We start from the raw sequence: 23,753 nt of genomic DNA, 5'->3' as shown, positions 1-23,753 counted from the left end.
ACCATTTACTACTACTGCTGTTTCTGCTCCGTTTGGAGTATTACTTCAGCAATCTTTTGTGCTGTTTCATAGCGGTCTTGGCCAGCGATACGTTCTACACTTATGCCCATATCTTTTAATGATGCTTTAACATCTTCACTAATGGCGACTTCTCCACCTAGAATAATTACTTTTGAAGCGTTTAGCCTACTGATTTCATCCATTGTTACGTCAGTAAGTGAATCTGATTCAGTTAACAATAAAGGTGCATCAAGCTTATGGGATAAAGGAACACCTGCAAGTGCATCTGCGTAGTTGTCTCCACGAGCTAAAAGGACAATATCAGATGTATCCCATCCGTCTTTACTGATCTCTACAGATGTTTCAAAACGGTCTGCCCCTTTAATGCGATCGATTTGTAGTTCAACAACTGGATCTTCTTCATCGGTAATTGGCTCGTCATCTTCACCTAGGGCACGATCAATAGTGATACTTTGAGTAACTGTATTTCCACCTAAGTCGGTTACGGTTACGGTAAACGTATTGTTTCCAGGTTCTAAGGAAACGCTATGTTTTACTGATTCTTCTCCTGCTTCAAGTACATCTTCTGGTGAATCCATTTCCGTTGTTTTCACTTCATGGTCACCTTCGTAAATGCTGAAATAAGAGAAGTTGTCTTTTACCTTAATCTCTAGTTCTGTCTCTGTTACTTCGTAATCAACAGATTCTGTTGCGCTAATTTCAAGTTCTGGTCCTTGTGTATCTATATATACTTCTCTTGAAAGTTCGGACTCGTTACCATGTTTATCTTTTGCTGTTACCACAATCACTTGTTTACCGTCATTTTCGAATGTGATTTTTGTTGAGAATTCGTATTTTCCGGTTTCTTCGTTTAATGAAAAGTCAACTGAATCTCCGTTAACGGTTATTTACTCTAAAGCAGTATTCTCAGTGACATGTCCTTTTACAGCTATTTCTTTTGAATTGAACGTGCTGTCTTGTTTTAAATCGTTTAGTTCAATAACAGGCTTTTCTGTATCAACAACAGGAGGGTCTGTATCTTCTATTTCTTCTGACAGTTCAATATTATCGAAGTAAAGCTTTGTTGGGATGCTTTGGTCATTAATCGTTCCAAGTTCAAATACCATTTTGAGATACTTGTTTGTCTCTTCTTCGACAGTAAACGTATGAGTAACTGTTTGATAATTCTTTGTCACATCAATCGTTTTTGTGTCCATATATGGTACGAACCAAGGGTCTTGAGTTAACGATTTTCCGATGTTTAAATTAATCGCTCTTGCATCGTCTGCCTTGACATCAAAGCTTACTGTATATGTCTTGCCTTCTTCTTAAAGTAAAACCTTCAAAATAAATTTGTGGAGCATAGCTTTTGGTACCAACCGCTGTCACATCTGCGATAAGCTCTCCTTCTACTACAGATATGGTACTTGAACCATAACCAGAGTTATAATCTCCGTCCCATTTTGACCAAACGTCATCTGTAGAATCAAAGGTCATTTTGTCAAAACCGCCAACAATTTCAGCTGGTTCACCCTTAAAATAGAGTTCATCGATCATAATTTGGCTGTCGATATATTTTCCTTCTTTTTGTGGATTCCACAATCCAAAGTAGTCAAGCTGTGTAAAATCTACACCAATAAATTCATCTAATGGGATCGTATATGTTTCCCATTCACCATCTGTTACAGGTGTGTAGTCAAATAAATTAACGTCTTTAAGTGGTTCCGTTCCGTTTCCTTCTGGTTTGATCGCAAGAAAATCGACGTCATCTGGGTTTTTAACGCTCAATACTAACTCCCCATATTGACTAACATCAATTTTTTTGCTAAGTGGAACGTAAAATCCACCCCATGAACCCGATTCATGATTAAAAGCAATCGCTCTAGATCCATCTTTTGCATCCGATGAAATGCTTACGCTCGTATTTTCTAGGGCATTTAACGTCCCAGTTATACCTTCTGTTTCTTCAAAACCTTCACGGAATAAGTAGCTCATATCTGGTGCTAGTTTGTACATCTGCACATTATCGATAAAAACTTCCCCATCTTGTCCGCCAACATTAAATTGTAGTTGTCCCATTGGATCGGATGTTTCAGGCATAGCAAACGAATATCTGTATTGGTCTGTTCCTTTATTCAAAGTAAATGACTCTGAAGCATAGGACTCTGTCCCATCTTCATTCACGATAGTAACATCCATATTTCTGCTCTCTGATGCTTTAGCATCAAAGTATAGAGTATACTCTTGGTAAGCATCTAATTGAAGACCTTGTTGATTTACTTGTACACTAGATGCGTTACTTCCACCGTTTTCAATTGCGACTTGGAGGTCTCGAGTATCTTCATCAACTTGATAGCTTGCTTCTGCATCGTTATCAACTTCTAAATTCCAATAGGTTAGTCGATCCATATCTCCTTGATCAAAGGTTCCGTTATAGATGAGGTTGCCATTTCCTAAAGGAGTTTTAGAGGCGTTTTCATCTATTACAGGTTTTTCAACAGCTTCAACACGAACATTTCCTAACCAAACCGATTCAGGGTAAAGCCCTAGATTAAATTCTAGACGCGAGTCTAAATCTGTATCATTAGACATCTGGAACGTTAATTCATAGCTTTCAAACTCATCCGTTAATTGGAATGTTTCTTTTTCATAAGAAACCCAGCCACCATCTTCATCCGTTCCATCTCCACCAATGTTAATGGAGAGATCTCGCTTACCTGAAGCTTTCGCATCAAAGCTCAACTTGTAGTAATTTCCTTTCGCTAGAGAAACATCTTGAATCATCTGAATAGCATAAGCTTGTCCGCCGACACGATTAATGTCTACTTTGGCGTAATTTGTATCCTCAATCGTGTCGATAGAAAATGTACTGTCTCCACCGAAATCAGGACCTTCTAGGAAGTACCAAAACTTGGTGTTATCAACGCCATCTATTCCATCCGTGTAAATGTTTTTGTATAGAGTGTCGTAATCTATATCTCCTACATTCGTTCCATCGTAGTTATTGTTATAGACGAGATTTCCATCTTCTAAGGCGACTTTTGCGTCTTCAGGAAGCTCTTGTGGTTCGAATTCCGGCTCTGTTACTTCGCGGTAATCTCTACCTGTAAGCTCGTACACACGCACATAATCAACGGCTACTTGTGCTGGGAATTCTGTGTTTCCATCAGGATCACCATCATACCAGCCACCAACAGCTAAATTCAAAATCATATAAAATTCTTGGTCGAAAGGAGCAGGATAAGAATAGTTATCTGCTTGATGTTCTCCTTGTGAATACCAGTTATTAAGTGTTTGATACAAGTTTCCATCGACATACCAGCGAATTTCGCCTGGCTCCCATTCAATGCTGTAAACGTGATAATCTGTAATGCTTTGTCCTTCAGGGAACTCATAATCCGCCCCTGTAGCTAGGTTGTTTGGCCAATTTTCACCATAGTGAATGGTTCCACCTATTTTATCTGAATGACTTCCACCAGCTTCCATAATGTCAATTTCTCCAGAAGATGCCCATTCTCCATAGACATCATCATCCGGCATCATCCAAAAAGCTGGCCATAACCCTTGACCTTCAGGGAGCTTCATTCTAGCTTCAAATTTACCATATTTTTTACTGAAAATATCATTGGTTACAAGTTTACCTGACGTATACTGATACGTACCGAATTGGTCGCTTACTTGTTCTTCTTTTGCAGTTAACAGTAATTCTCCGTCTTTTACAGTAACGTTCTCAGATGAGTCAGTATAGTATTGGTGCTCTTGGTTTCCCCAACCGGCTGCAACACCATTTCCGTCTTCATCTACGATCCAGTTCCCTGTTTCGTATTTCCACTTTGAGGGGTCTACTTCATCACCATCAAACTCATCATTCCAATATAGCGTCCAATCGCTATAATCTGATTCATTGTTCACTACATCATCATTAGCTTCTTCATCACTTGACTGTTCATCATTAGAATCTTCTTCTTCATTTGATTCGTCATCATTAACAGTTTCATCATTATCTGAGTTATACACTTCAAATTCATATAAAGAGTAGCCATAAACTGTTGCGCGTTTAACACCAAGCATCTTCACATATCTAGCTGATGTACGATCGAAATGAATTTCATCAATTTCCCCATCACCGTCTTCGGTTGAGTAAACATCAGTCCATTCATTTCCATCTTCAGATACTTGAATTTTATAGGATTTCCCATAAGCAGCTTCCCAGTTTAGTGAGACACTGTCTACCACCATAGATTCTCCAAGATCGACATAGATCCATTCATCATCCGTAAATCCTGAAGACCACCTTGTACCTGCGTCTCCATCAACAGCTTTCTCTGGATCATTCCCTGGTTCAAAACCAGAAGTAACTACCGTTTTGTTTAAAGCTAAATTTGTTGTTACTTGATCAGCAGCTTCAGCCTGAATTGACATAGAAAAGCTAGGGATAATTAGTAAGAAACAAAGACTTAAAGCTATAAATCTATTAAGTATATTTCTTTTTCGTGACATGTTTCACCCTCCTTGGTATTTGTTTCAAATATGTTTAAGATAATAGAGCTAACAAAAATACAGAAACCGCTTTCGAAAAAATGACTAGTGAGGTTATTATTGCTGAATAACCCTTTCTACCATACCTTGTTGTCGTTTTCCTTACCACGTTAAAGTACCTTCAATAGTAAGATAAAAGATGAGTCGATAAATAAATGGGATGCCGACATACAAGTAGGGAAGATTGTTCTTCTGGATAAGGGAACGAAAGCGTTTTCGTTTTAATGGAAAGAAAAGTGCTACGTTATTAAAGATACATGGTTACTTATAACGAAACATAAAAAGGTAATGATGTGGTCAGTAAAATTGTTTAATAAACTCATATATTAACAATGAAAACGTTTTCTAGTTCATTTTATTATTCGAATAGAAAGCTGTCAATAGCTATTATAGTGGGAATTTAAAACAAATAGAGGACCTTCTGATTTAAATGTAAAATATAGATGGACTTTGTAAAAAGGTTACCCTATGCTTTTCTTTCTAATTTGGAACTTCTACTTGATAAAAAGGTTGAGAAAAATCGGAGGATCAACTAAGATAGAAGTAATATGATAATGATTATCAATATCAAGATATAGATGGTGGAGGGGACACATGACACAATTAGCAAATATCATTAAAGAAAGACGTACTGTGAGAGACTTTACATCACAGCCTATCGATATGGATTCATTAATTAACTTATTAGATCAAGCGGCTTGGGCACCTAATCATGGCCATCGCGAGCCATGGCAGTTTAAATTGTTTGTTGAAGGGGCTAAGCAAACCTTATTAAATGAAATTGTTAAAAGTTATCAACGCATCGGAATTACAAAGGAATATACGGAAGAGCAATTGATTAAATATAAAAAGGTGATGGATGATTTCTTCTTGAATACGCCAGCTCATCTATTAATCTACATGAAGAAGCAGGATACTCAAAAGGTTTGGGAAGAAGACTTTTTAGCGACAGCTGCCTTTATTCAAAACTTTCAACTGCTTGCTTGGGAGCAAGGGCTTGGGATGGTATGGAAGACAAATCCTTATATTTATGATCCTGAATTTTGTGATTCCATCGGGTTAGCAGAGGATGAAAAAATCGTAGGGGTTTTACATATTGGTTACCCAAAGAAAGTGCCAAAAGCGAAAGAAAGGACACCAATTAGAGAAAAGATGGAGGTTGTAGGGGGATAAAGATTAAAAAGCTTGTTGAGCGGGGAACTCAACAAGCTCCTTTGAGTTAATATATTTTTATTTCTTTTGATGATTCTCCATCTTTTACATTAATATTTATTAATTGTGTTACAATTTGTCCATTTTCATCATGTTTAAAGAATACATTCACGATCATCATTACTTTTCCACTAACGATACCCTCAACATCCATTTCATCTTCATATTTAGAATGGAATGAATAGCCTTGTTCTCCTCCAATATCATAACTCCAATATTCATTTACAGTTGAATGATTTACCATGCTTTGTGCCGTTTGGTATTGGTCACCTAATATAGATTTTACTTCATCTTGTGTCATTCCACTCCTAAGATTCCCTTGTAAATAGTTTAAATAACGATTGTATCCTTCCTCCGTTCGAGTGATCGAAGGGTCCAAAAATTCGACTTCATGTTTATCTGTTTTTTCTACTACTGGAATATCTTTTTCATCTTCATTATCTTGCTTTTCTTGTGGTTCTTCCTCAATAGTAGTGTTCTCGTCCGGATTTTTTGTCTGTTCCTCTATCTCATTAGGGATACCTTTTTCTACTATCTCTTCAATTTTCGGATACTCATAACCACTAAGCATCCATCGCTCATCCTTATAAACAATAGAAACCTTAGATGGTTCTTCAGTATTCTCGTTTGTATAGTAAGTAAACTCGTATTGTTCCTCTGATACCTTGTTAATTGTACCTGTATACTCCTCTGGTGAAGGATATATGCTAATTAAATCATCCTCTTTTACTAGCACTTCTTCTGTTTGTTTTATAGAACTTGCTATTAACTTATTAAAAATCGAACGTGTTTCAATAGTTGAAAATTCTTTATAAAGATCTTCTAAATTTTCATAACCATCGTACATTTGCGTGGTTTCGTTTGCTTTTTTATTCAGTTCTTCTACTTTCTCGTTATGTTTCGTCACTAAATCTATAAATATCTCTTTTGTAGGTGATTTTATTTCTTCCTCCTCAACAAGAGGTGTATCCGGTTCGTCCGCTTGATTGTTAGAGGATATAATTACATCTTGAACAAACGGTATAGCGAAAATTAACATAATAGCAATTGCCATCACGGTAGCAAAAGAATATTGAATCGTTTTCATATAACTGGGACGACCTTGTGTTGCTTTCACCGCCAGGTTTTGTTTTTCAGCACTAGTATATTGGATTTTTTGGTCATTTAATGATTTATGAATGGCTTTTTTGATTTGTTCATCAAAGTTTTTCATAGTATAATATTCCTCCTTTCTAACTGATCTTTCAAACGATCCTTTCCTCGGTAAATTCTTGATTTTACGGTGTTTATATTAAGTTTAAGGACCGTACTTATTTCTTCCATGGTCATCTCTTGATAATAGTGAAGAATTAACACATCTTTATACTTCGGTGGTAATAAGGATAATTGTTTAATCATTTCATTGTTATTCTCTTGTTCAATGATTAGATCGTCGCTCGATTTTTCTACATCATTTATCTCAATTTCAGACTTGTTTATGATGTTCTTCACATGCCATTTACGACGATAATCTTTACACTTATTGATTGTGATGCGAATGAGCCACGTTTTATAGCTTGCATCACTACGAAACTTCGAAAGATTTTTATAACAACTAATAAAGACTTCTTGGACGATGTCGTCCGCTTCTACATGGATATTAACGTATAAGTATGCAATTCTTTTTAACTCGTCTGAATAATCTAGGACGAGTTCGTATAATATGTCTTCGTAATTAACATTGTTCACATCGGTTTGAATCAATGTCGTCACCCCCATTTCATCCAATTAGACGAGCCTCACAAAAAAATGTGTTCATAAATATCGTTTTTTGTTGAAATATATTTGTTATAATAAAATATTGTATTTAATGGAAAAATGGTATATAATCTATCTACTATTATATAAGGAGTGGTGTATTATGCGTGTAAAAAAGCTGATTACGTTAACCAATAAAATAAATCGAGGAATTCTCACTACAGTTTAATAAAAGTGTAGGGTTCCTCAAAAAAACAGGAGGAACTTACAAATTGAATTTACAATCGATCGGATGGAATGAACAGTTAGAACAAGAATTTAAACAGTTAAATGATCAACATTGCTTAGCTGTTGGGAGAGTGGCAACACAACACCGAAACCTGTATGAAATATGGACGGAAAAAGGAAAAGTGACTGGCAATGTTTCTGGAAAGCTTCGTTATCAAGCTGAGACGAAAAGTATGTTTCCTGTTGTCGGAGATTGGGTTGCTATATCGATGCACGAAGGAGAAGAAAGGGCAACGATTCAAGCAATCTTACAAAGAAAGAGTCAGTTTTCTCGAAAAGTTGCAGGGGATACAACAGAAGAACAAGTGATATCGGCAAATGTGGATACGGTGTTTTTAGTGTCAGCATTAAACCAAGACTTTAACGTTAGAAGAATTGAACGTTATTTAGTCCTTGCTTGGGAAAGTGGAGCGAATCCTGTCATTGTTTTAAATAAAGCAGATTTAGCTGATGATCTAGAAGATAAACGTCAGGATGTTGAAGCTATTGCCTTTGGCGTCCCGATTATTTTTGTCAGCTGTGTGACAAAGCAGGGGTTTGATGATCTACAAAACTATATGCAAAAAGGAGAAACTGTATCCTTAATTGGGTCATCAGGTGTTGGGAAATCTTCTATTGTTAACATGTTGACAGGGGAAGAAAAACAACAAGTTCAAGATATACGTGAAGATGATCATAAAGGAAGACACACGACCACTCATCGTGAACTGATTCTTTTAGAAAGCGGGCTAATCATGGACACACCTGGAATGAGAGAAATACAACTTTGGGGTGATGAGGCCTCTGTCCATTCCGCTTTTGATGATATTTCTGAACTTTCCTCTATGTGTAAGTTTAACGACTGTCAACATCAAAACGAACCAGGCTGTGCAGTGAGGCAGGCGATAGAAGAGGGTGTTGTATCGGGTGAGCGGTATGAGAGTTATCTCAAATTGCAGAGAGAAATGGTCTACCTTGCAGATAAGAAGGCCTATTTACAACAAGTAAAAGAACGGAGTAGGCAGATTAAAAAAACAATCAGGAAGTCTCGGAAATACAAATAAAAAACAGGGGTTGCTTCAAATGAAGTAGCCCCTGTTTGATAATTAAAAAATGATATGAGCCATCAAGACAATAATAGGTAAAGTGACAATAGTACGTTCAATAAAAATGATTAGCAAGTCTAATAGGTTAATAGGTAATTTCGAGCCTAACAGTAATCCACCAACCTCAGACATGTAGATTAACTGCGTAACCGATAAACATGCAATAATAAAGCGAGTCATATCACTTTGAATACCTTCACTTAAAATAGCGGGTAAAAACATATCGGCAAACCCTACTAACATTGTTTTAGAAGCTTCTGGCTGCTTCGGGCACATTCATTAGCTCCAATAAGGGAATAAACGGCATTCCGATATATTCGAAAAATGGTGTGAATTCGGCTATAACAACAGCAATTGTACCGAGTGTCATAACAATCGGTGCTACCCCTAACCACATGTCTAAAACATTTTTAGTTCCATCTTTAAAAAAACTTTTAATTCCTTTGGCTTTTTCTGCTGTGTTTAGAGCTTGGGCAAAACCCCCAACTAAAAGGATTATATCCTTGAGGTATTTTTTCTGCATCTTCACTTGGTGGTTTCTCTGTAACATACGTATTTGCCTTTCGAGATAAAGGTGGAATACGCGGAACAATAATCGCAGCTACCAGTCCGGCAATGACAATCGTTCCGTAGTAAGGAAGAAACATATCTTCTAAGCCTACTTTTTCAAGTACTACAATGCTAAAGGTGATCGAGACAAAGGAGAAGGTAGTGGCGATGGTTGCAGCCTCTCGTTTTGTATAATACCCTTCCTCATACTGCTTGCTCGTCAATAAAACACCGATGGTTCCATCTCCTAGCCATGATGCTAAAGAATCGATGGAGGAACGTCCAGGTAATCCGAAAACGGGTCTCATAAAACGATTTAGAAGAGTTCCGAACAATTCCAATAGACCGAAATTTAAAAGTAATGGTAATAAAATCCCTGCAAATAAAAACACACTAAATAAAATGGGTAATAACTCATTTAATATTAGTCCACCAGTAAAATCTGCCGTAATCTCTTCAGGACCAACTTGATATAACGTCATGATGGCAAATACAACAGCAATAAGGCGAACGACAAACCAAAACGGCGTTACATCAAAAAGTTTAAGAAAATAGGGGTGGTTTTTAAGCAGAACAGAATCAGTTTTTTTGATAAACTTGACAACTATAGATCCTAAAAAAGAAATCAAAATAATAACTGTCATAATAGCTGGAATAGTTCCTTTTAATAATTCTTGGATGAATCCTGCAAGAATAGCAATAGGAATTCTAGTTGTTTCTCCATGTGGGATTGGAACCATAAATAAGAATATACCTAATAATGAAGGTATTAGAAAAGTAAGTATGTTTTTCGTTGTTAAGTTTTTCATATCATCGTCCTCTCTTTTTGTTTCGTATAATTATTAATAATATTTCATTTTAATGCATAACAACTAAACTGCCAAGTGGAAAAATATTATTAAAAGTATACTAGTTTTTATCATACGAAATTTATAGAAAAATATAAATAGTAAAAATTTTCGTTTTTTCTAAATGTATGAGATTGTCTCTAAAAGTAGAAGTTGAACCTGTGGATAGTGATCATCATATATAGTGGCGAACACACATACCCACACAATTTGTGGATGAATACTGTTGATATGTGGATAAGTTCTGTGTATAACTTGTTCTTATCTTTAGAATAACTTGTGAATAGGTGTAGATAAGTAAAGAATATGTCGAAATTAGGAGTAGGTTGTGGATAAAGTAAGGGCTATCGGTTTTGTGTTTCTTATGTAAATGCCATGTAGTTACAAAAAAAGCGTCTATCAATAAAAATAGACGCTGTCAATTATGTTAACTCTCTATATAATCAAAGACTTTTGTATACTTTTGAGACAAACGATCATAAAAAACTTCAGCTTTCGTAGGTTCTGGATCTGGTTTTTTGACTTCTTCTTGTTCTTCCTTCTTCGTTTCTTCCGCTGTTGTTTCCACGGAAGCATAAAGGGAAGAATCATAATCAGCAGCTATCAGTGCGAAACTTTTCGAAGATTGAAGGATATAGACATCGGTCTGTTTTTTCACTCTGTCAAAGAGCCAGCGAATTTCCTCGTTATGCATTCTTATACAACCTGCGCTCGCGTACGTACCAATGGAGTTAGAATTGGCATTGCCGTGAATGGCATAGGTTGTTCCAGGAGTACCGTTAGCGTGTAATCCTAACCAACGATCTCCTAAAGGGTTACTAGGATCACCGCCAGGAATATTTTCTTTATAATAAGGGCGGTTTTTAATTTTATTCACAATGGGGAAGATCCCCTCTGGTGTTTTGGAGTCCCCATTATTTCTCCCTGTTGCAACAGAAAATGTTTTAACAAGTTGACCATCTTCAAAGAATGCAAGTTGATTCGTACTTTTGTTAATAATAATTAATTGATTCGTCTTTGCAGACACGTTTTCTATTGGAGCCAAAAATCCTAAACAAAGAAGCATGAAACATAAGCTTATTTTTACAATCTTCAATAGTTCTCCTCCTAAAATGAAACGAAGATAATATTTGTCATATAAGTTCCTTATTTTTCTAAATGTATATGATTTGATCGTACATAATATGTAAAAGATTTGTAAAGGGTCAAATATACCAATTTAATAGAAGGATAGTTTTGCGAAATAGGCCTTTTGGTTTATTGTAGTTTGTCACTCAATAGATTTTTCTTGTGAGCATTTGACATATGATTGACGTTTAGCAATGATAGGATATATGTATTCAAGAGGGTACTCTTATAGAAATTAAAACGTTCAATAGATGAAAAGAAAATTAGTACGATGCAAGCAGAGGAGGAAAGATTATGTCGATTTTAGTTTGTGGTGGAGCAGGGTATATCGGAAGTCATGCCGTTTCTGAGCTCTTAGATCTTGGCGAAGATGTTATTATTGTGGATAATTTACAAACAGGTCATCAGCAAGCAGTGTTAGAAAAAGCAAAGTTTCATCAAGGTGATTTAAGAGATGAATCATTCTTACAGGAAATTTTCTCGAAATATACGATTGAAGCTGTGATTCATTTTGCGGCAGATTCCCTCGTAGGGGAAAGTGTAGAAAATCCATTTAAATATTATGATAACAATGTAACAGGAGCCCTTTCGTTATTAAAAGTGATGAATGAATTTGGAGTAAAGAAAATTGTGTTTTCTTCAACGGCTGCAACGTATGGAGAACCTAAAAATATTCCGATTTTGGAAAGTGACCCGACAGTACCAACAAACCCATATGGGGAAACAAAGCTGACGGTAGAAAAAATGTTGAAATGGGCAGAAAATGCTTATGGTATTCACTATGTGGTCCTCCGTTATTTTAATGTTGCAGGAGCCCATATGAAGGGGATTTTAGGAGAAGATCACCGTCCAGAAACACATTTAATCCCTATCATTCTTCAAGTGGCATTAGAAAAACGGGAAAAGATCATGATTTATGGAGATGATTATGATACACATGATGGCACTTGTATTCGGGATTATATTCATGTCACAGACTTAGCTAATGCTCATATATTAGCTATTAAAAAACTACGTCTTGACGGTAAGAGTGCGACCTATAATTTAGGGAATGGCAATGGCTTTACAGTAAAAGAAGTGATTGATGCGGCTAGAAAAGTAACTGGGCATCCAATACCTGCTGAAGTGGCACCTAGAAGAGCAGGAGACCCAGCTAAATTAGTGGCCTCCTCACAAAAAGCGATTTCGGAACTTGGTTGGAACCCTAAATATGCACAAATGGAAACGATCATCGAGAGCGCATGGCAGTGGTTTCAAAATCATCCTGATGGATATGAAAATTAATCATAAATAAACAAGACGAAGGCGAACTCTTTTAAGGGTTCGTCTTTTTCTATTTTTCTAGTATTTTGAGTAGATAAGTATGGACAGTGATTTTCTCCTTGCGGCTATTTTTACAGAAAAGCATTGAAATAAAGTGACCTTTAGTGTAAAATTACACATATGTTAACTTGATATACTATTTAGTTTTAAAGGAGAGAGCAAGAGATGAAATGGAAAGAGGTTAAATTATATAATGTCATTTTCCCGATTTGGCTCGTATTATTTTCCCCACCTGTTATTTTTATTTCGTTAATTGGAAACTTCCTTATTGATTCGATCGTTATTCTCGTTTGTTTTTATTTATTTAAAATATCAAAGCTGTATTTTGGGGTGAAGGATTTTTATAATAACAGCATAGGAAAGGTTTGGCTGTTTGGCTTTTTATCGGATTTCATAGGAATGTTGGTATTGCTTGCTGTAACCTTTTTGGATGGGGTTTTCTTTGACTATTACGAACTAGCCTCGGCGATTTCCTACGATCCATTCAGTCATCCTCTCGCCGTCGTCATTATAGTCTTTGCCATGGGCGTTGCGAGCTTTTTTATCTATTGGTTTAATCATAAATATACATTCAAACACATTATTCCAGATATAAAGGTTAGGAGAAGAGTATCAATCACGATTGCGATCATGACCCTTCCATGGACATATTTGCTCCCGACAAAGTGGTTTTTTTAAAAAGACTCAAGAGTTGAAATACCTCGAGAGTCTTATGTGAGCATTAATAGTAAAGGGATTCTGTTTTCATACACTTATAACACCTTCGCATATGCGGTGTTTCAAAAAAGCTATGCTGACATTGCTGCTGTATAGAGGAGATCTCTTTCTTTAGGCTACTCACTTCATTTTCAAGATCTTTAATTTGCTTCTGAAGTTCAGTTACATCAGTAGTATATTCGTGAGCCATCTTGAACAAATTCCTTTGATTTTTCTTTGTACCCTTCTTCAATGACTTCCTCTACAGATTTATCATCTTTTTGTGCCATCTCCCGGATGTCATGAGAGATTCGCATAGAGCAAAATTTAGGTCCACACATAGAACAGAAGTGGGCTGTTTTTGCTCCTTCTGCTGGTAACGTTTCATCATGATACTCACGGGCCTTTTCTGGATCAAGAGACAAATTAAATTGATCATGCCATCTAAATTCAAAGCGGGCTTTTGAAAGGGCGTTATCTCTTTTTTTGAGCCCCTGGATGTCCTTTCGCTAAATCAGCAGCATGGGCAGCAATTTTATAGGTAACCACTCCTTCTCTGACATCCTCTTTGTTCGGAAGTCCTAAATGCTCCTTTGGCGTCACATAACAGAGCATGGCTGTTCCATACCATCCAATCATAGCAGCACCAATGGCTGATGTAATATGATCATAACCAGGCGCAATATCGGTGGTTAGCGGCCCTAACGTGTAAAACGGAGCTTCATCACATATTTCTAACTGTTTATCCATATTTTCTTTGATTTGGTGCATGGGAACATGACCAGGACCTTCGATCATTACTTGAACATCGTGCTTCCAGGCAATTTTGGTCAGCTCTCCAAGCGTCTCAACTCAGCAAATTGAGCCTCATCATTGGCATCTGCGATGGAGCCAGGACGGAGCCCATCCCCTAATGAAACGGAGATATCGTATTTCTTTAAGATTTTACATATGTCTTCAAAGTGCGTATAGATGAAATTTTCTTTGTGATGAGCGAGACACCATTGGGCAAGAATCGAGCCCCCTCTTGATACAATCCCTGTCGTTCTTTTTGCTGTCATTGGAATGTATCGAAGGAGGACACCTGCATGGATTGTGAAGTAATCGACTCCCTGTTCTGCTTGTTCAATTAACGTATCACGGTAAACGTCCCATGTTAAGTCTTCGGCGATCCCGTTTACTTTCTCTAATGCTTGATAAATAGGAACGGTTCCTACAGGAACAGGGCAGTTTCGAATGATCCATTCCCTTGTGGTATGGATATCCTTTCCTGTAGATAAATCCATAAGTGTGTCAGCGCCCCATCTCGTTGCCCATGTCATTTTCTCTACTTCTTCTTCTATAGAGGAGGATACAACAGAATTCCCTATATTTGCATTTATTTTAACGTGAAAGTTTCGTCCAATAATCATTGGCTCACTTTCTGGGTGATTAATATTTGATGGGATAATGGCTTTTCCTTTGGCGACTTCTTCTCGAACGAACTCAGGGTCCATATTTTCTCTGATCGCGACATATTCCATTTCAGGAGTAACGATTCCTCTTTTGGCATAAGCCATTTGTGTGACGGATTGTTCTTCTTTTGCTCGGAGTGGTTTCCTTATTTTAAAAGGTGTCTCTTGTTTGAAACGCGGATCCCCTTCTTGATAGCCATTGTCTACTGCCTTTATCTTGCGTCCTTGATAGGATTCTACGTCTCCACGTTCCAAAACCCAGTTCGAACGAAGATTAGGTAATCCTTTTTCAATATCGACTGAATAATGAGGATCACTGTATGGTCCACTTGTATCATATACTTCAACGGGTGGATTCTTTGAAACGCCAAAGCTTCCGTCTGTATCTTCTTGGCTGATGGTCCGTAAGGGAACTTGAATATCTTCTCTGCTTCCTTTTTTATACTGCTTTTGACTGTTTGGAAATTGATAACTCCAATTTGACATCTAAATTCCTCCTTAATTTTTGGAATCGGATATCTGGGTCAAAAAAAGAGAATGACATAGGGCGTCATCCTCTCAGTAAGTATGTAATAGTAGCTTTGTCATCATGATAAACAAAGCCCCACTACTTCCCTACGCTGGTATGAGCCAGATCAGGTTCGAAGGGTCAAAGAACTTGCATCGTTCTTCTCTCAGCTCTTGCAATCAGAGCTCCCCTAGTAGATTCCTAATTTTATTGGTTGCTTACAATACTATAGCATAATTGGATATAATAACAAGTGTAAAGGTAGATTTTTGATATTTAGATAGGTTTCCTTAAAGAGTATTCAATAAACTGAAAAAAATGCTTATCTTTTTAACTGGTAACAGGAGTTACTTGGTTGTGCTTTTTGGGTTTAATAGACTTTTTCTCGAAATGACGCCGAGTCCAAAATCCTTTATGATGGTTGTAGAGGAAGGAGCACGTTGTTATGTTTTTAGAAATAGAAAATGATTGGTTTCAACACCTTAAACGACAACTTGAAGAGCCCTATTATCAAGAATTAATGACTTTTATTAAGCATGAATATGAAACGGAAATGATTTACCCTCAAAAGGATGAGGTTTTTACAGCTTTTAAAGCAACCCCACTCGAGAAGGTAAAGGTGGTGATTTTAGGACAGGATCCTTACCATCAACCGAATCAAGCTCATGGTCTTAGCTTTTCTGTGAAAAAAGGGATAAAGCTTCCTCCTTCATTACGAAGTATTTTCAAGGAGAGAGAAAATGATTTAGGAATCCCCTTTCCTAAGGATGGATGCTTATTGAACTGGGCAGAGCAAGGAGTCTTTTTATTAAATACGGTTTTAACCGTAAGAGAAGGAGAACCTTATTCTCACCGAAATAAAGGATGGGAAAGGTTTACGGATGAAGTGATTAAGTTAATAGATCAAAAGAACTCCCCCGTTGTTTTTGTTCTTTGGGGAAAGCATGCACAAAACAAAAAGGAAATGATCGATAAAGATAAACATTTTGTTCTAGAATCTCCCCATCCTAGTCCGTTATCAGCAAGCCGTGGTTTTTTTGGAAGTCATCCATTTTCAAAAGCAAATGCTTACTTGAAAGAGACGGGACAAACACCGATTGACTGGTAAGTACTCAGAGGAGTGAAGCATTATGATTGAACGGTATCGGCATGTGATGTACGCCACGTTAAGTATGCTTTCGGTCATCATATTTGGAACAGTAGGTTTTTATTTGACGGAAGGAATTTCGACTTTTGATGCCCTTTGGTTGACAGCTATTACGGTTTTAACTGTAGGATATGGTGACGCCGTCCCTCGAACTGAAGCGGGGAAAATCTTTGCCTTGTTTATTATTCCTATGGGTATAGGAATTGTTACCTACGCCATCGGAGCAGTAACAGCGCTCATATTGGAAGGGGAATTATCACGGTCATTAAGGAGAAAAAAAATGGTGAGTCAAATTGAGCATTTACAAGGTCACATTATTGTATGTGGATTTGGTCGAGTTGGAAGACAGGTGTATAATCAGTTACATATCGAAAATCAATCAGTTGTTGTTATTGAAAACAATCAAGACGTTTTGGAAACAATGGATGAAGACATTTTGTATGTGAACGGTGATGCTAGAATTAATGAAGTGTTAGTTAGGGCAGGTATTGAACGGGCAACAGGCTTAATTGCAACACTTCCGACGGATGCAGATAACGTTTTTGTTTCTTTATCAGCTAAAGAGTTCAATCAAGACCTCCATATTGTGGCGAGAGCGGCTTATTTGGAATCTGAAAACAAACTCAAAAGAGCTGGAGCAGACGTGGTAATTAACCCGACATCGATAAGCGGGAGAAGAATGGCCATGTCGATCTTAAAACCGAAAAGTGCGGAATATGTCGAAACGATATTCGTTAACAATCGAACAAAATTAGATATTGAGGAACTTATTTTATCTCATCAGAGTTCATTTATTAATAAGAGCATAGCTGAAAATAAAATAAGAGATCAATATGGAGTTACGATTTTAGCGGTTCAAAAAGGAGAGAAAGTCTTACATAATCCTTCGGCTGAACTTGTTTTAAAGGAAAAGGATATAATTTTCGTTTTTGGTGAAAGAGAGGACATCAAAAAACTAGAAATGGATGCTTAAAAATGAAGTAAGAAGGTGAAAAAAATGAACATATCCGTTTCAAGTATTTTAAATGAGATGGAGAAAGAGTTAACAAAAGCAAGACAATCAGAAAAAGATATACAATCTCATATCATGACGATTCGGTCGTTATGTAATGTCATATTAGAAAATAGTCAATCCGAGCAGGTTCACACCTCAAGTGAGCAACAATTAGCCAAAATGATGGGAGCAAAGCCAAAAGAGACTGTGACACCATCCGAAAATTCAAGCAATGATTCTATATTTGATTTTTAAAGGAAATGGATTCCTTCGATGAGGAATCCATTTCGTTCTTAGCCCAGAATCCATTGCGTAGTAGTTGCTAACAAGATGGTTCCAATTGGAACCCAAATAGCTGCTGCAAAATCAAGGTAATACTCTTTTGAACTTGGCGCATGCTTTTTGACCATTAACCCTCGATAAGTGCTGAGTATACTGAAGAAAATTGCAATTAATAAATACATGGGAATGGGAAGTAACGGTTTCCTGCTAATACTATCGATGGTCGTGCTCGCAAGGAGTACACAAATGCTCCAAATACTTAATATCTTCATTTCAGTAGAAAATTGTTCCCTACTAAATCGTTTGTTGTATTTTCTTTTTTTGCTTAAGTCAAATCTTTTCTTGATTAATTTTTCAACTAACCATGTAATTAAGAAAATGATAAGATAAATAATAACTAAAACCCAAATCAAAAGGGTGCTACCTCCTATGTTATTCGCTCTTTTTCTTTGCCTTCCCTCGATTTGATTTTTTCATACGTTCTAATATGAAGCCACCTTTAAAGGTTCTTGGTTCATAGGAGATAATAAAGGCTCTCGGTTCAAACTGCTCGATCATATCGATTAACTTACTTTCCTTATTTCTTTTTGTTAGGATATCCATCCTAATGCGACTACTATCTCGACCTTCGCCAACATAAATCGTTACACCAAAGCCATTACTCCTTAAGGTGTCGATAAGTTCTTGGTTTCGATCCATTGTATTAATTGTAACATTGATATAGCCAATCGCTAACTTTTCTTCGATTTTTGTCCCTAAAGGAATTCCTAGGCCAAACCCAACTGCGTACACAATCATAGACAAGACACTTGCGTCGTCACTAAAAACAAGCGAAAGGCCGAACACATAGATGAGCATTTCTACTACACCTAAAAGTGCAGCAAGAATGGTTACGTTTTTTACAAGGAAAATGGTCCTTAATGTGTAAATAGGAACAAAAACAAGTTGCAAAAGTAAAATTAGTAAAATATCTATCAATTTTTCCACCTCCATATTGTTTTACTCTATAAGAGATTGTTTATACATGAGTGCATTCTATAAGAAAAGCGCAAGCGCCTTGCTCAGCCACGACAAGCATAAGGCGCGGAGAAAAGAAAGGTGTTCTTTATCTTTTGTTCTACGTGACTTATGACCTCGAGTGGTTAGGCGCTGGAGCTAGACAGCAATGTTAGCACCTTCTTATAAAGGACAAAGTTTATACATTCTTATCTTTAAAAAATAAAATCTCAAAAAGGTCATCCCCCTTTTTGAGAATACAAAAAGTTCTCTCCATTTTAAACAAATGTACACTATCTTGTAAACGATGTTCAATAAATATTTGGTAGTGAATAGATGTAAATATATGAGAAGGGATTGGATTTAACATCATATTGCGGTAAGATTAAATAAAAAAGTGGGGATAAAGAGAATGAACTTTTTTTTAATATTAGGAGCAATTAATGCCTTCTTAGCTGTAGCATTAGGCGCATTTGGGGCACATGGACTTGAAGGGAAAATTCCAGATAAGTATTTGAACACATGGGAAAAAGCTGTTCAATATCAAATGTTTCATGCAATGGGCTTGTTTGTCGTCGCTCTTGTAAGTGGTAAGGTTTCACAAGTAACTTCCTTAACATCAGCAGGATGGCTGATGTTTATCGGAATTATCTTGTTTTCTGGAAGCTTATATGTGTTAAGTGTTACACAAATAAAGGTTTTAGGAGCGATTACACCTATAGGAGGAATATCCTTCTTAGCGGCTTGGGTTTTACTTATTGTAGCAGTAGTTAAGTATTTATAAGGCAACTATTGAATATAGCGTTGATATTTTTTTAAATGGTTTTCTAACGTATGCTTCAAAGTTACAGGCCATACTATAGGAAAAGAAATTTTATTTATGGACGGTGTGACTTGTTTTTCTTGCAATTTTTGAAGCTTGTTTAAGGCAATGACGCATGAAGGCTCGCTCTGACTTGCTCTTACTAACCAAACGTAGGGCTTTTTGGATAAGCTTAATGCCGCATGAATACTACCTAAAGGTGAGGCGTTTTTATAGTAAGCTGTAATAAGGCGTACATTTGAAGGTACATGGCCAACGATTTGCATGGGGTTTGGGCATACTATGATGATTTCATCGCAAATAGAGGTCATGGTTTCAATGTAGAGATCAATTATTTTTCCTTTAGCATTTTCTGATAGTAATAAATTTATGTCAAGAGGTCGATCAGCGATAATAACGCCTGAAAGCATGTGGAACGCCTCCTTTTATTCTATGTCTTGTTGTCAATATAGCTTATATAAATTTGTTAATCTGTTACATTAATCACAACGACTAATTTTTAAAAAAGAGGGATAAATTATGGAAATATGCCCGATTTGTGAAAAAGCTTCAAATACAAGAAATACCACCTTGTTATCAACTAGTACCTTGGAAAAACTGGGGGACTATATGTATGAGCATGAATTTAAACAAGGCTCTAATATTTATTGGGAAGGCGACGAAGCAGACAAAATCTATTTTGTCAAAAAAGGAACGGTCAATTTAACTAAAATGACGGATGACGGAAAAGACCTCACGTTTTATGTCTTTCGTGTTGGCGATTTATTTGGTGAATTTGACCATACAGAAGAGAAACTAACGTCTTTTAATGCAATTGCAGCTGAAGATTGTGAGATTGGCGTCATACAGCAACAAGATTTAGAAGTGTTAATTTGGCAAAATGGTGATGTGGCAGTTGAATTTATGAAATGGATGGGCTATATGCAACGTTTTACCCAATTGAAGTTACGTGATTTAATGTTTTACGGGAAAAACGGTGCCCTTGCCTCTACCCTTATTCGAATTGGGAATACTTATGGTGAAAAAAAAGACAACAAGGTCTTTATTAAAAAGAAATTTACGAATCTAGAATTAGCCAATTTGATCGGTGCCACAAGAGAAACGGTCAATAGAATGTTAAAGACATTGAAAGAAGATGGATTAATTGAAGTGAATACTGGAAAAATTACGATTTTAGATCTAGAGGAGTTAAAAAAAATATGCCATTGTGAAGGTTGTCCTATTGAGATTTGTAGAATCTAAATTCAACTAAAATGAAGCATCCAACATGAGGGTGCTTTTTTTGTGAAAAATTGTTCTGTCGTTACCTGTACGCTTAGGCTTTATTTTTAGCATCAACGTTAGCCACAGGACGTGCGATGCCCAGGACGGGCTAGCGTCAACGTTTGTCACAGGACGTGACTACACTTAGTTGACGTTCCTTATCATTCGTCGCTAAACGTGCGCTTCCGCCTTTCTAGTTTTCACATTTATTTCACATTTATTTAGGTGATTGTGTGATGATAATCACATTTAAGTTAGGTCATAGTGCTATAAACTGGTAGTACAATCTTGTTTTGAAAGGTGGATGACGTATGACAAATGGAGTAGTTCCACAAAAGGAAACACAAAGACAAGTGAAAGTAGAAAGTCAAAATGAACCTGAATTAAAAGGTGCTTTTATTTCTGTACTGTTTGTAGGTCTTGTGATTATTATATCGTGGTTAGGTGTTTATTATCTATTTGTAACAAGAACATAGAGTAGAGAGGGGATGACAAAAGATGCATATGTATAAGTATGAAAAGATTTGGCTTGGGTTTGGAATTACAACATTGGTCATATTTCTATTTATATTAGGAATTAGTGCTTTTGCGCAAGGACATACACCTCCAAGTGAAGATGAAACGATTGATCCTGAAAAAGTCGATACATTACTCCATTTAATGACCCAGGTTTACATAAGGTTGGTGAAAATGAATACGAACTTGTGATGGTTTCTCAAGCTTTTGCTTTCTTACCAAGTGATGTGGAAATTCCTAAAGGAGCAAAAGTAACATTCATCGTAACAAGTAAGGATGTCGTTCACGGTTTTGAAATAGCGGGGACAACCGTTAATATGATGATTACACCGGGACATATAAATCAATTAACACACACCTTTGATGAGACAGGGGATTTCTTAATTTTATGTAATGAATATTGCGGAAATGGACACCAAGTCATGAGTGCGCAAATAAAGGTGGTGGAATAAATGAACGTAACGGAAAGAGTAAGTCCTAAAGATTCGAAGTTAATTTTATCTCATATAGCAATTGCATTTATTGCCTTATTTATTGGGGCGCTTGCAGGTTTATTACAGACATTTGTTCGAAGTGGACAATTAGAACTACCAGCTGGAATAGGGTATTACCAATTACTTACGGCACATGGTGTGTTATTAGGCCTTGTCTTCACAACATTCTTTATTATTGGTTTTTTATTTGCATGTGTAAGTCGTACATCAGGAGAGTTAATTAAATTCTCTAGAAGATCTGGTTGGATCGGCTTTATTTTAATGACCATTGGTACAACCATGGCTACTGTTATGATTGTATTAAATAAAGCTACGGTTCTATATACCTTTTATGCACCTTTGCAAGCTTCACCTTACTTTTATATCGCTTTAACATTTTTAGTGGTTGGAAGCTGGTTCAGTGGTTTAGCCATTTTTAGACAGTATTCTTATTGGAGAAAAACGAATCAGAAAAAAATCTCACCACTATTAACATTTATGGCTGTTATCACAATGGCTCTATGGCTCATTGCGACTCTAGGGGTAGCAGCAACGGTTTTATTTCAATTTATCCCATGGTCTTTTGGTTGGGTAGAAGATATTAATATATTATTAAGTAGAACACTATTTTGGTATTTTGGACATCCATTAGTGTACTTCTGGTTATTACCTGCCTATATGTGCTGGTATGTTGTGGTACCAAAGGTTATCGGTGGGAAGGTTTTTAGTGATTCCTTAGCAAGAATGGCCTTCGTCTTATTTTTATTGTTTTCTATACCAGTAGGTTTTCACCATCAAATTACAGAATCAGGGATTGATCCTGTTTGGAAGTTCATTCAAATTGTTTTAACGTTCATGGTTATCGTACCTTCCTTTATGACAGCTTTTTCATTGTTTGCCACTTTCGAAATAAGAGGTCGTCAATTAGGAGGAAAAGGAATATTTGGTTGGTTTAAAAAGCTTCCTTGGGGGAGATGTTCGCTTTTTTGCTCCATTCATGGGTATGTTAATCTTCATACCTGCAGGAGCAGGCGGTATTATTAATGCAAGTAACCAGATGAATCAGGTTGTTCATAACACATTGTTTATTACCGGTCACTTTCATTTAACGGTTGCAACATCTGTTGCACTAACGTTCTTCGGAATTTCGTATTGGTTAATTCCGCATTTAACTGGGCGTACACTTTCAAAAAATATGAACCGATTAGGTATTTTCCAAACGGTATTATGGGTAGTAGGAATGTTGTTCATGTCAGGTGCGATGCATACAGTAGGGTTACAGGGAGCACCGAGAAGAACAGCCTATACGACTTATGGAGACCATTCAACAGCTTTAGGCTGGATTCCTTACCAAACAGCCATGGCTATTGGCGGGGCAATTTTATTTGTCGCTATCTTAATCGTCATCCATATTGTTCTTTATTTAACGTTTGTTGCACCAGAAGGAAATGAAGAATTCCCAGTAGGTGAGATTAGAGAATCTGCTGAAGTCACACCTAACTTCCTTGAAAATTGGAAAATATGGTTAGTGATTACGGTAGCTCTTATCATCTTTGCCTATACCATTCCAATCTACGATATGATTGAGTATGCACCTCCAGGTTCAAAAGGGTTTAAGCTCTGGTAACAAATAAATGATCGGTATATAAAAAGAAATAAGGGGTCAAATTGAACGGAATAAAAGGAAAAACCTACGGATGATTTTGGTCCGTAGGTTTTTGTAAGATCAGAAAGCATAAAATTTGTCCTTAATAAGAGAGTGCTTTGATCATTGTCTAGCTCCAGCGCCCAGCGACTGGTAGCGCTTTCGACGCACAGGAAGTGCTAGCATCATCGTTGCCCACAGGACGTGGGCGCCTCCTTTAGATGATGTTCCATTTCTCTACGATAAG

The 23,753-nt window shown here is 36.8% G+C and carries 19 protein-coding genes, 4 pseudogenes and 1 riboswitch; of the genes and pseudogenes, 12 read left to right on the top strand and 11 right to left on the bottom strand.

Features of this window, described 5'->3' with window-relative positions:
• Positions 1-11 precede the first annotated feature (11 nt).
• The 3 genes from LC087_RS13050 to LC087_RS13040 form a co-directional block, all read right to left on the bottom strand.
• Positions 12-809 carry a cell wall-binding repeat-containing protein gene (locus tag LC087_RS13050; protein ID WP_306019632.1) on the bottom strand — a complete coding sequence of 266 codons (798 nt, stop codon included), beginning with the start codon at positions 807-809 and terminating at the stop codon, positions 12-14.
• Between the two features lie 99 nt (positions 810-908).
• Positions 909-1,271 (bottom strand): hypothetical protein, encoded by a 363-nt coding sequence (locus LC087_RS13045; protein WP_306020835.1) that lies wholly within the window; start codon positions 1,269-1,271, stop codon positions 909-911.
• Positions 1,272-1,296: 25 nt separating this feature from the next.
• Complete coding sequence (locus LC087_RS13040; RefSeq protein WP_306019631.1) at positions 1,297-4,500, bottom strand: discoidin domain-containing protein; 3,204 nt, start codon at positions 4,498-4,500, stop codon at positions 1,297-1,299.
• A gap of 633 nt (positions 4,501-5,133) precedes the next feature.
• On the opposite strand from LC087_RS13040, the gene LC087_RS13035 reads away from it, so the two are divergent.
• A complete protein-coding gene (locus LC087_RS13035) occupies positions 5,134-5,712 on the top strand; it encodes a nitroreductase family protein (RefSeq protein WP_226541260.1) in 579 nt (192 codons plus the stop codon).
• 46 nt (positions 5,713-5,758) lie between these two features.
• Here the strand turns inward: LC087_RS13035 and LC087_RS13030 are convergent, their stop codons facing one another.
• Together LC087_RS13030 and LC087_RS13025 are read right to left on the bottom strand one after the other, a co-directional pair.
• Positions 5,759-6,964, bottom strand: a complete 1,206-nt coding sequence (locus LC087_RS13030) for a hypothetical protein (protein WP_226541259.1) — start codon at positions 6,962-6,964, stop codon at positions 5,759-5,761.
• Entirely contained in the window at positions 6,961-7,494 is a 534-nt protein-coding gene (locus tag LC087_RS13025) for an RNA polymerase sigma factor (RefSeq protein WP_226541258.1), read from the bottom strand. Before LC087_RS13025 ends, LC087_RS13030 begins: the two co-directional genes overlap by 4 nt.
• Positions 7,495-7,760: 266 nt before the next feature.
• Here LC087_RS13025 and rsgA point away from each other — a divergent pair, with 266 nt between their 5' ends.
• Positions 7,761-8,819 carry a ribosome small subunit-dependent GTPase A gene (gene rsgA / locus LC087_RS13020; protein WP_226541257.1) on the top strand — a complete coding sequence of 353 codons (1,059 nt, stop codon included), beginning with the start codon at positions 7,761-7,763 and terminating at the stop codon, positions 8,817-8,819.
• 42 nt (positions 8,820-8,861) lie between these two features.
• On the opposite strand, the pseudogene LC087_RS13015 reads toward rsgA, so the two are convergent.
• Both LC087_RS13015 and LC087_RS13010 read right to left on the bottom strand, forming a co-directional pair.
• Positions 8,862-10,219: pseudogene (locus tag LC087_RS13015) on the bottom strand (YjiH family protein).
• Between the two features lie 466 nt (positions 10,220-10,685).
• The gene (locus LC087_RS13010) at positions 10,686-11,354 is read right to left on the bottom strand and encodes a L,D-transpeptidase (protein WP_371932597.1); all 669 of its coding nucleotides are present in this window, start codon (positions 11,352-11,354) and stop codon (positions 10,686-10,688) included.
• A gap of 326 nt (positions 11,355-11,680) precedes the next feature.
• On the opposite strand from LC087_RS13010, the gene galE reads away from it, so the two are divergent.
• Together galE and LC087_RS13000 are read left to right on the top strand one after the other, a co-directional pair.
• The gene (gene galE / locus LC087_RS13005) at positions 11,681-12,670 is read left to right on the top strand and encodes a UDP-glucose 4-epimerase GalE (RefSeq protein ID WP_226541254.1); all 990 of its coding nucleotides are present in this window, start codon (positions 11,681-11,683) and stop codon (positions 12,668-12,670) included.
• Between the two features lie 204 nt (positions 12,671-12,874).
• On the top strand, positions 12,875-13,387 hold the full coding sequence (locus LC087_RS13000; RefSeq protein ID WP_226541252.1) for a hypothetical protein: 513 nt from the start codon (positions 12,875-12,877) through the stop codon (positions 13,385-13,387).
• 206 nt (positions 13,388-13,593) lie between these two features.
• Here the strand turns inward: LC087_RS13000 and thiC are convergent.
• Positions 13,594-15,345, bottom strand: a pseudogene (gene thiC, locus LC087_RS12995) (phosphomethylpyrimidine synthase ThiC).
• Positions 15,346-15,454: 109 nt separating this feature from the next.
• Positions 15,455-15,569: riboswitch (TPP riboswitch) on the bottom strand.
• Between the two features lie 243 nt (positions 15,570-15,812).
• On the opposite strand from thiC, the gene LC087_RS12990 reads away from it, so the two are divergent.
• Genes LC087_RS12990 through LC087_RS12980 form a run of 3 tightly spaced genes read left to right on the top strand, consistent with a single transcriptional unit; the run spans position 15,813 to position 17,763 of the window.
• Positions 15,813-16,475, top strand: coding sequence for a uracil-DNA glycosylase (locus tag LC087_RS12990; RefSeq protein ID WP_226541248.1), 663 nt, complete (start codon positions 15,813-15,815; stop codon positions 16,473-16,475).
• 22 nt (positions 16,476-16,497) lie between these two features.
• Positions 16,498-17,487, top strand: a complete 990-nt coding sequence (locus LC087_RS12985) for a potassium channel family protein (RefSeq protein ID WP_226541246.1) — start codon at positions 16,498-16,500, stop codon at positions 17,485-17,487.
• Positions 17,488-17,511: 24 nt separating this feature from the next.
• Complete coding sequence (locus LC087_RS12980) at positions 17,512-17,763, top strand: DUF5327 family protein (protein ID WP_226541244.1); 252 nt, start codon at positions 17,512-17,514, stop codon at positions 17,761-17,763.
• A gap of 38 nt (positions 17,764-17,801) precedes the next feature.
• Here LC087_RS12980 and LC087_RS12975 read toward each other — a convergent pair whose 3' ends face one another.
• Together LC087_RS12975 and LC087_RS12970 are read right to left on the bottom strand one after the other, a co-directional pair.
• A complete protein-coding gene (locus LC087_RS12975) occupies positions 17,802-18,203 on the bottom strand; it encodes a DUF4181 domain-containing protein (RefSeq protein ID WP_226541241.1) in 402 nt (133 codons plus the stop codon).
• Between the two features lie 19 nt (positions 18,204-18,222).
• Positions 18,223-18,768: a DUF2179 domain-containing protein gene (locus LC087_RS12970; protein WP_226541239.1), complete on the bottom strand. Its 546-nt coding sequence runs from the start codon at positions 18,766-18,768 to the stop codon at positions 18,223-18,225.
• A gap of 430 nt (positions 18,769-19,198) precedes the next feature.
• Between LC087_RS12970 and LC087_RS12965 the strand changes: the two genes are divergently transcribed.
• Positions 19,199-19,570, top strand: a complete 372-nt coding sequence (locus LC087_RS12965) for a DUF423 domain-containing protein (RefSeq protein ID WP_226541237.1) — start codon at positions 19,199-19,201, stop codon at positions 19,568-19,570.
• A gap of 5 nt (positions 19,571-19,575) precedes the next feature.
• Here the strand turns inward: LC087_RS12965 and LC087_RS12960 are convergent, their stop codons facing one another.
• The gene (locus LC087_RS12960) at positions 19,576-20,019 is read right to left on the bottom strand and encodes a glycosyltransferase family protein (protein WP_226541235.1); all 444 of its coding nucleotides are present in this window, start codon (positions 20,017-20,019) and stop codon (positions 19,576-19,578) included.
• A gap of 109 nt (positions 20,020-20,128) precedes the next feature.
• Between LC087_RS12960 and LC087_RS12955 the strand changes: the two genes are divergently transcribed.
• The 4 genes and pseudogenes from LC087_RS12955 to LC087_RS12940 all read left to right on the top strand — a co-directional run bounded on the left by LC087_RS12955 (position 20,129) and on the right by LC087_RS12940 (position 23,488).
• Complete coding sequence (locus LC087_RS12955; protein ID WP_226541233.1) at positions 20,129-20,851, top strand: Crp/Fnr family transcriptional regulator; 723 nt, start codon at positions 20,129-20,131, stop codon at positions 20,849-20,851.
• A 332-nt stretch (positions 20,852-21,183) separates the two neighbouring features.
• Positions 21,184-21,348: a cytochrome c oxidase subunit 2A gene (locus tag LC087_RS12950; protein ID WP_226541231.1), complete on the top strand. Its 165-nt coding sequence runs from the start codon at positions 21,184-21,186 to the stop codon at positions 21,346-21,348.
• 22 nt (positions 21,349-21,370) lie between these two features.
• A pseudogene (locus LC087_RS12945) lies at positions 21,371-21,840 on the top strand (cytochrome c oxidase subunit II).
• Positions 21,841-23,488: pseudogene (locus LC087_RS12940) on the top strand (b(o/a)3-type cytochrome-c oxidase subunit 1).
• Positions 23,489-23,753: the final 265 nt, after the last annotated feature.

This window comes from Bacillus carboniphilus (genome assembly GCF_020524035.2).
Lineage (GTDB): Bacteria > Bacillota > Bacilli > Bacillales > JAIVKR01 > Bacillus_CC.
The sequence above is the reverse complement of the archived record's forward strand: the minus strand, read 5'-3'. Positions and strand labels throughout refer to the sequence as shown.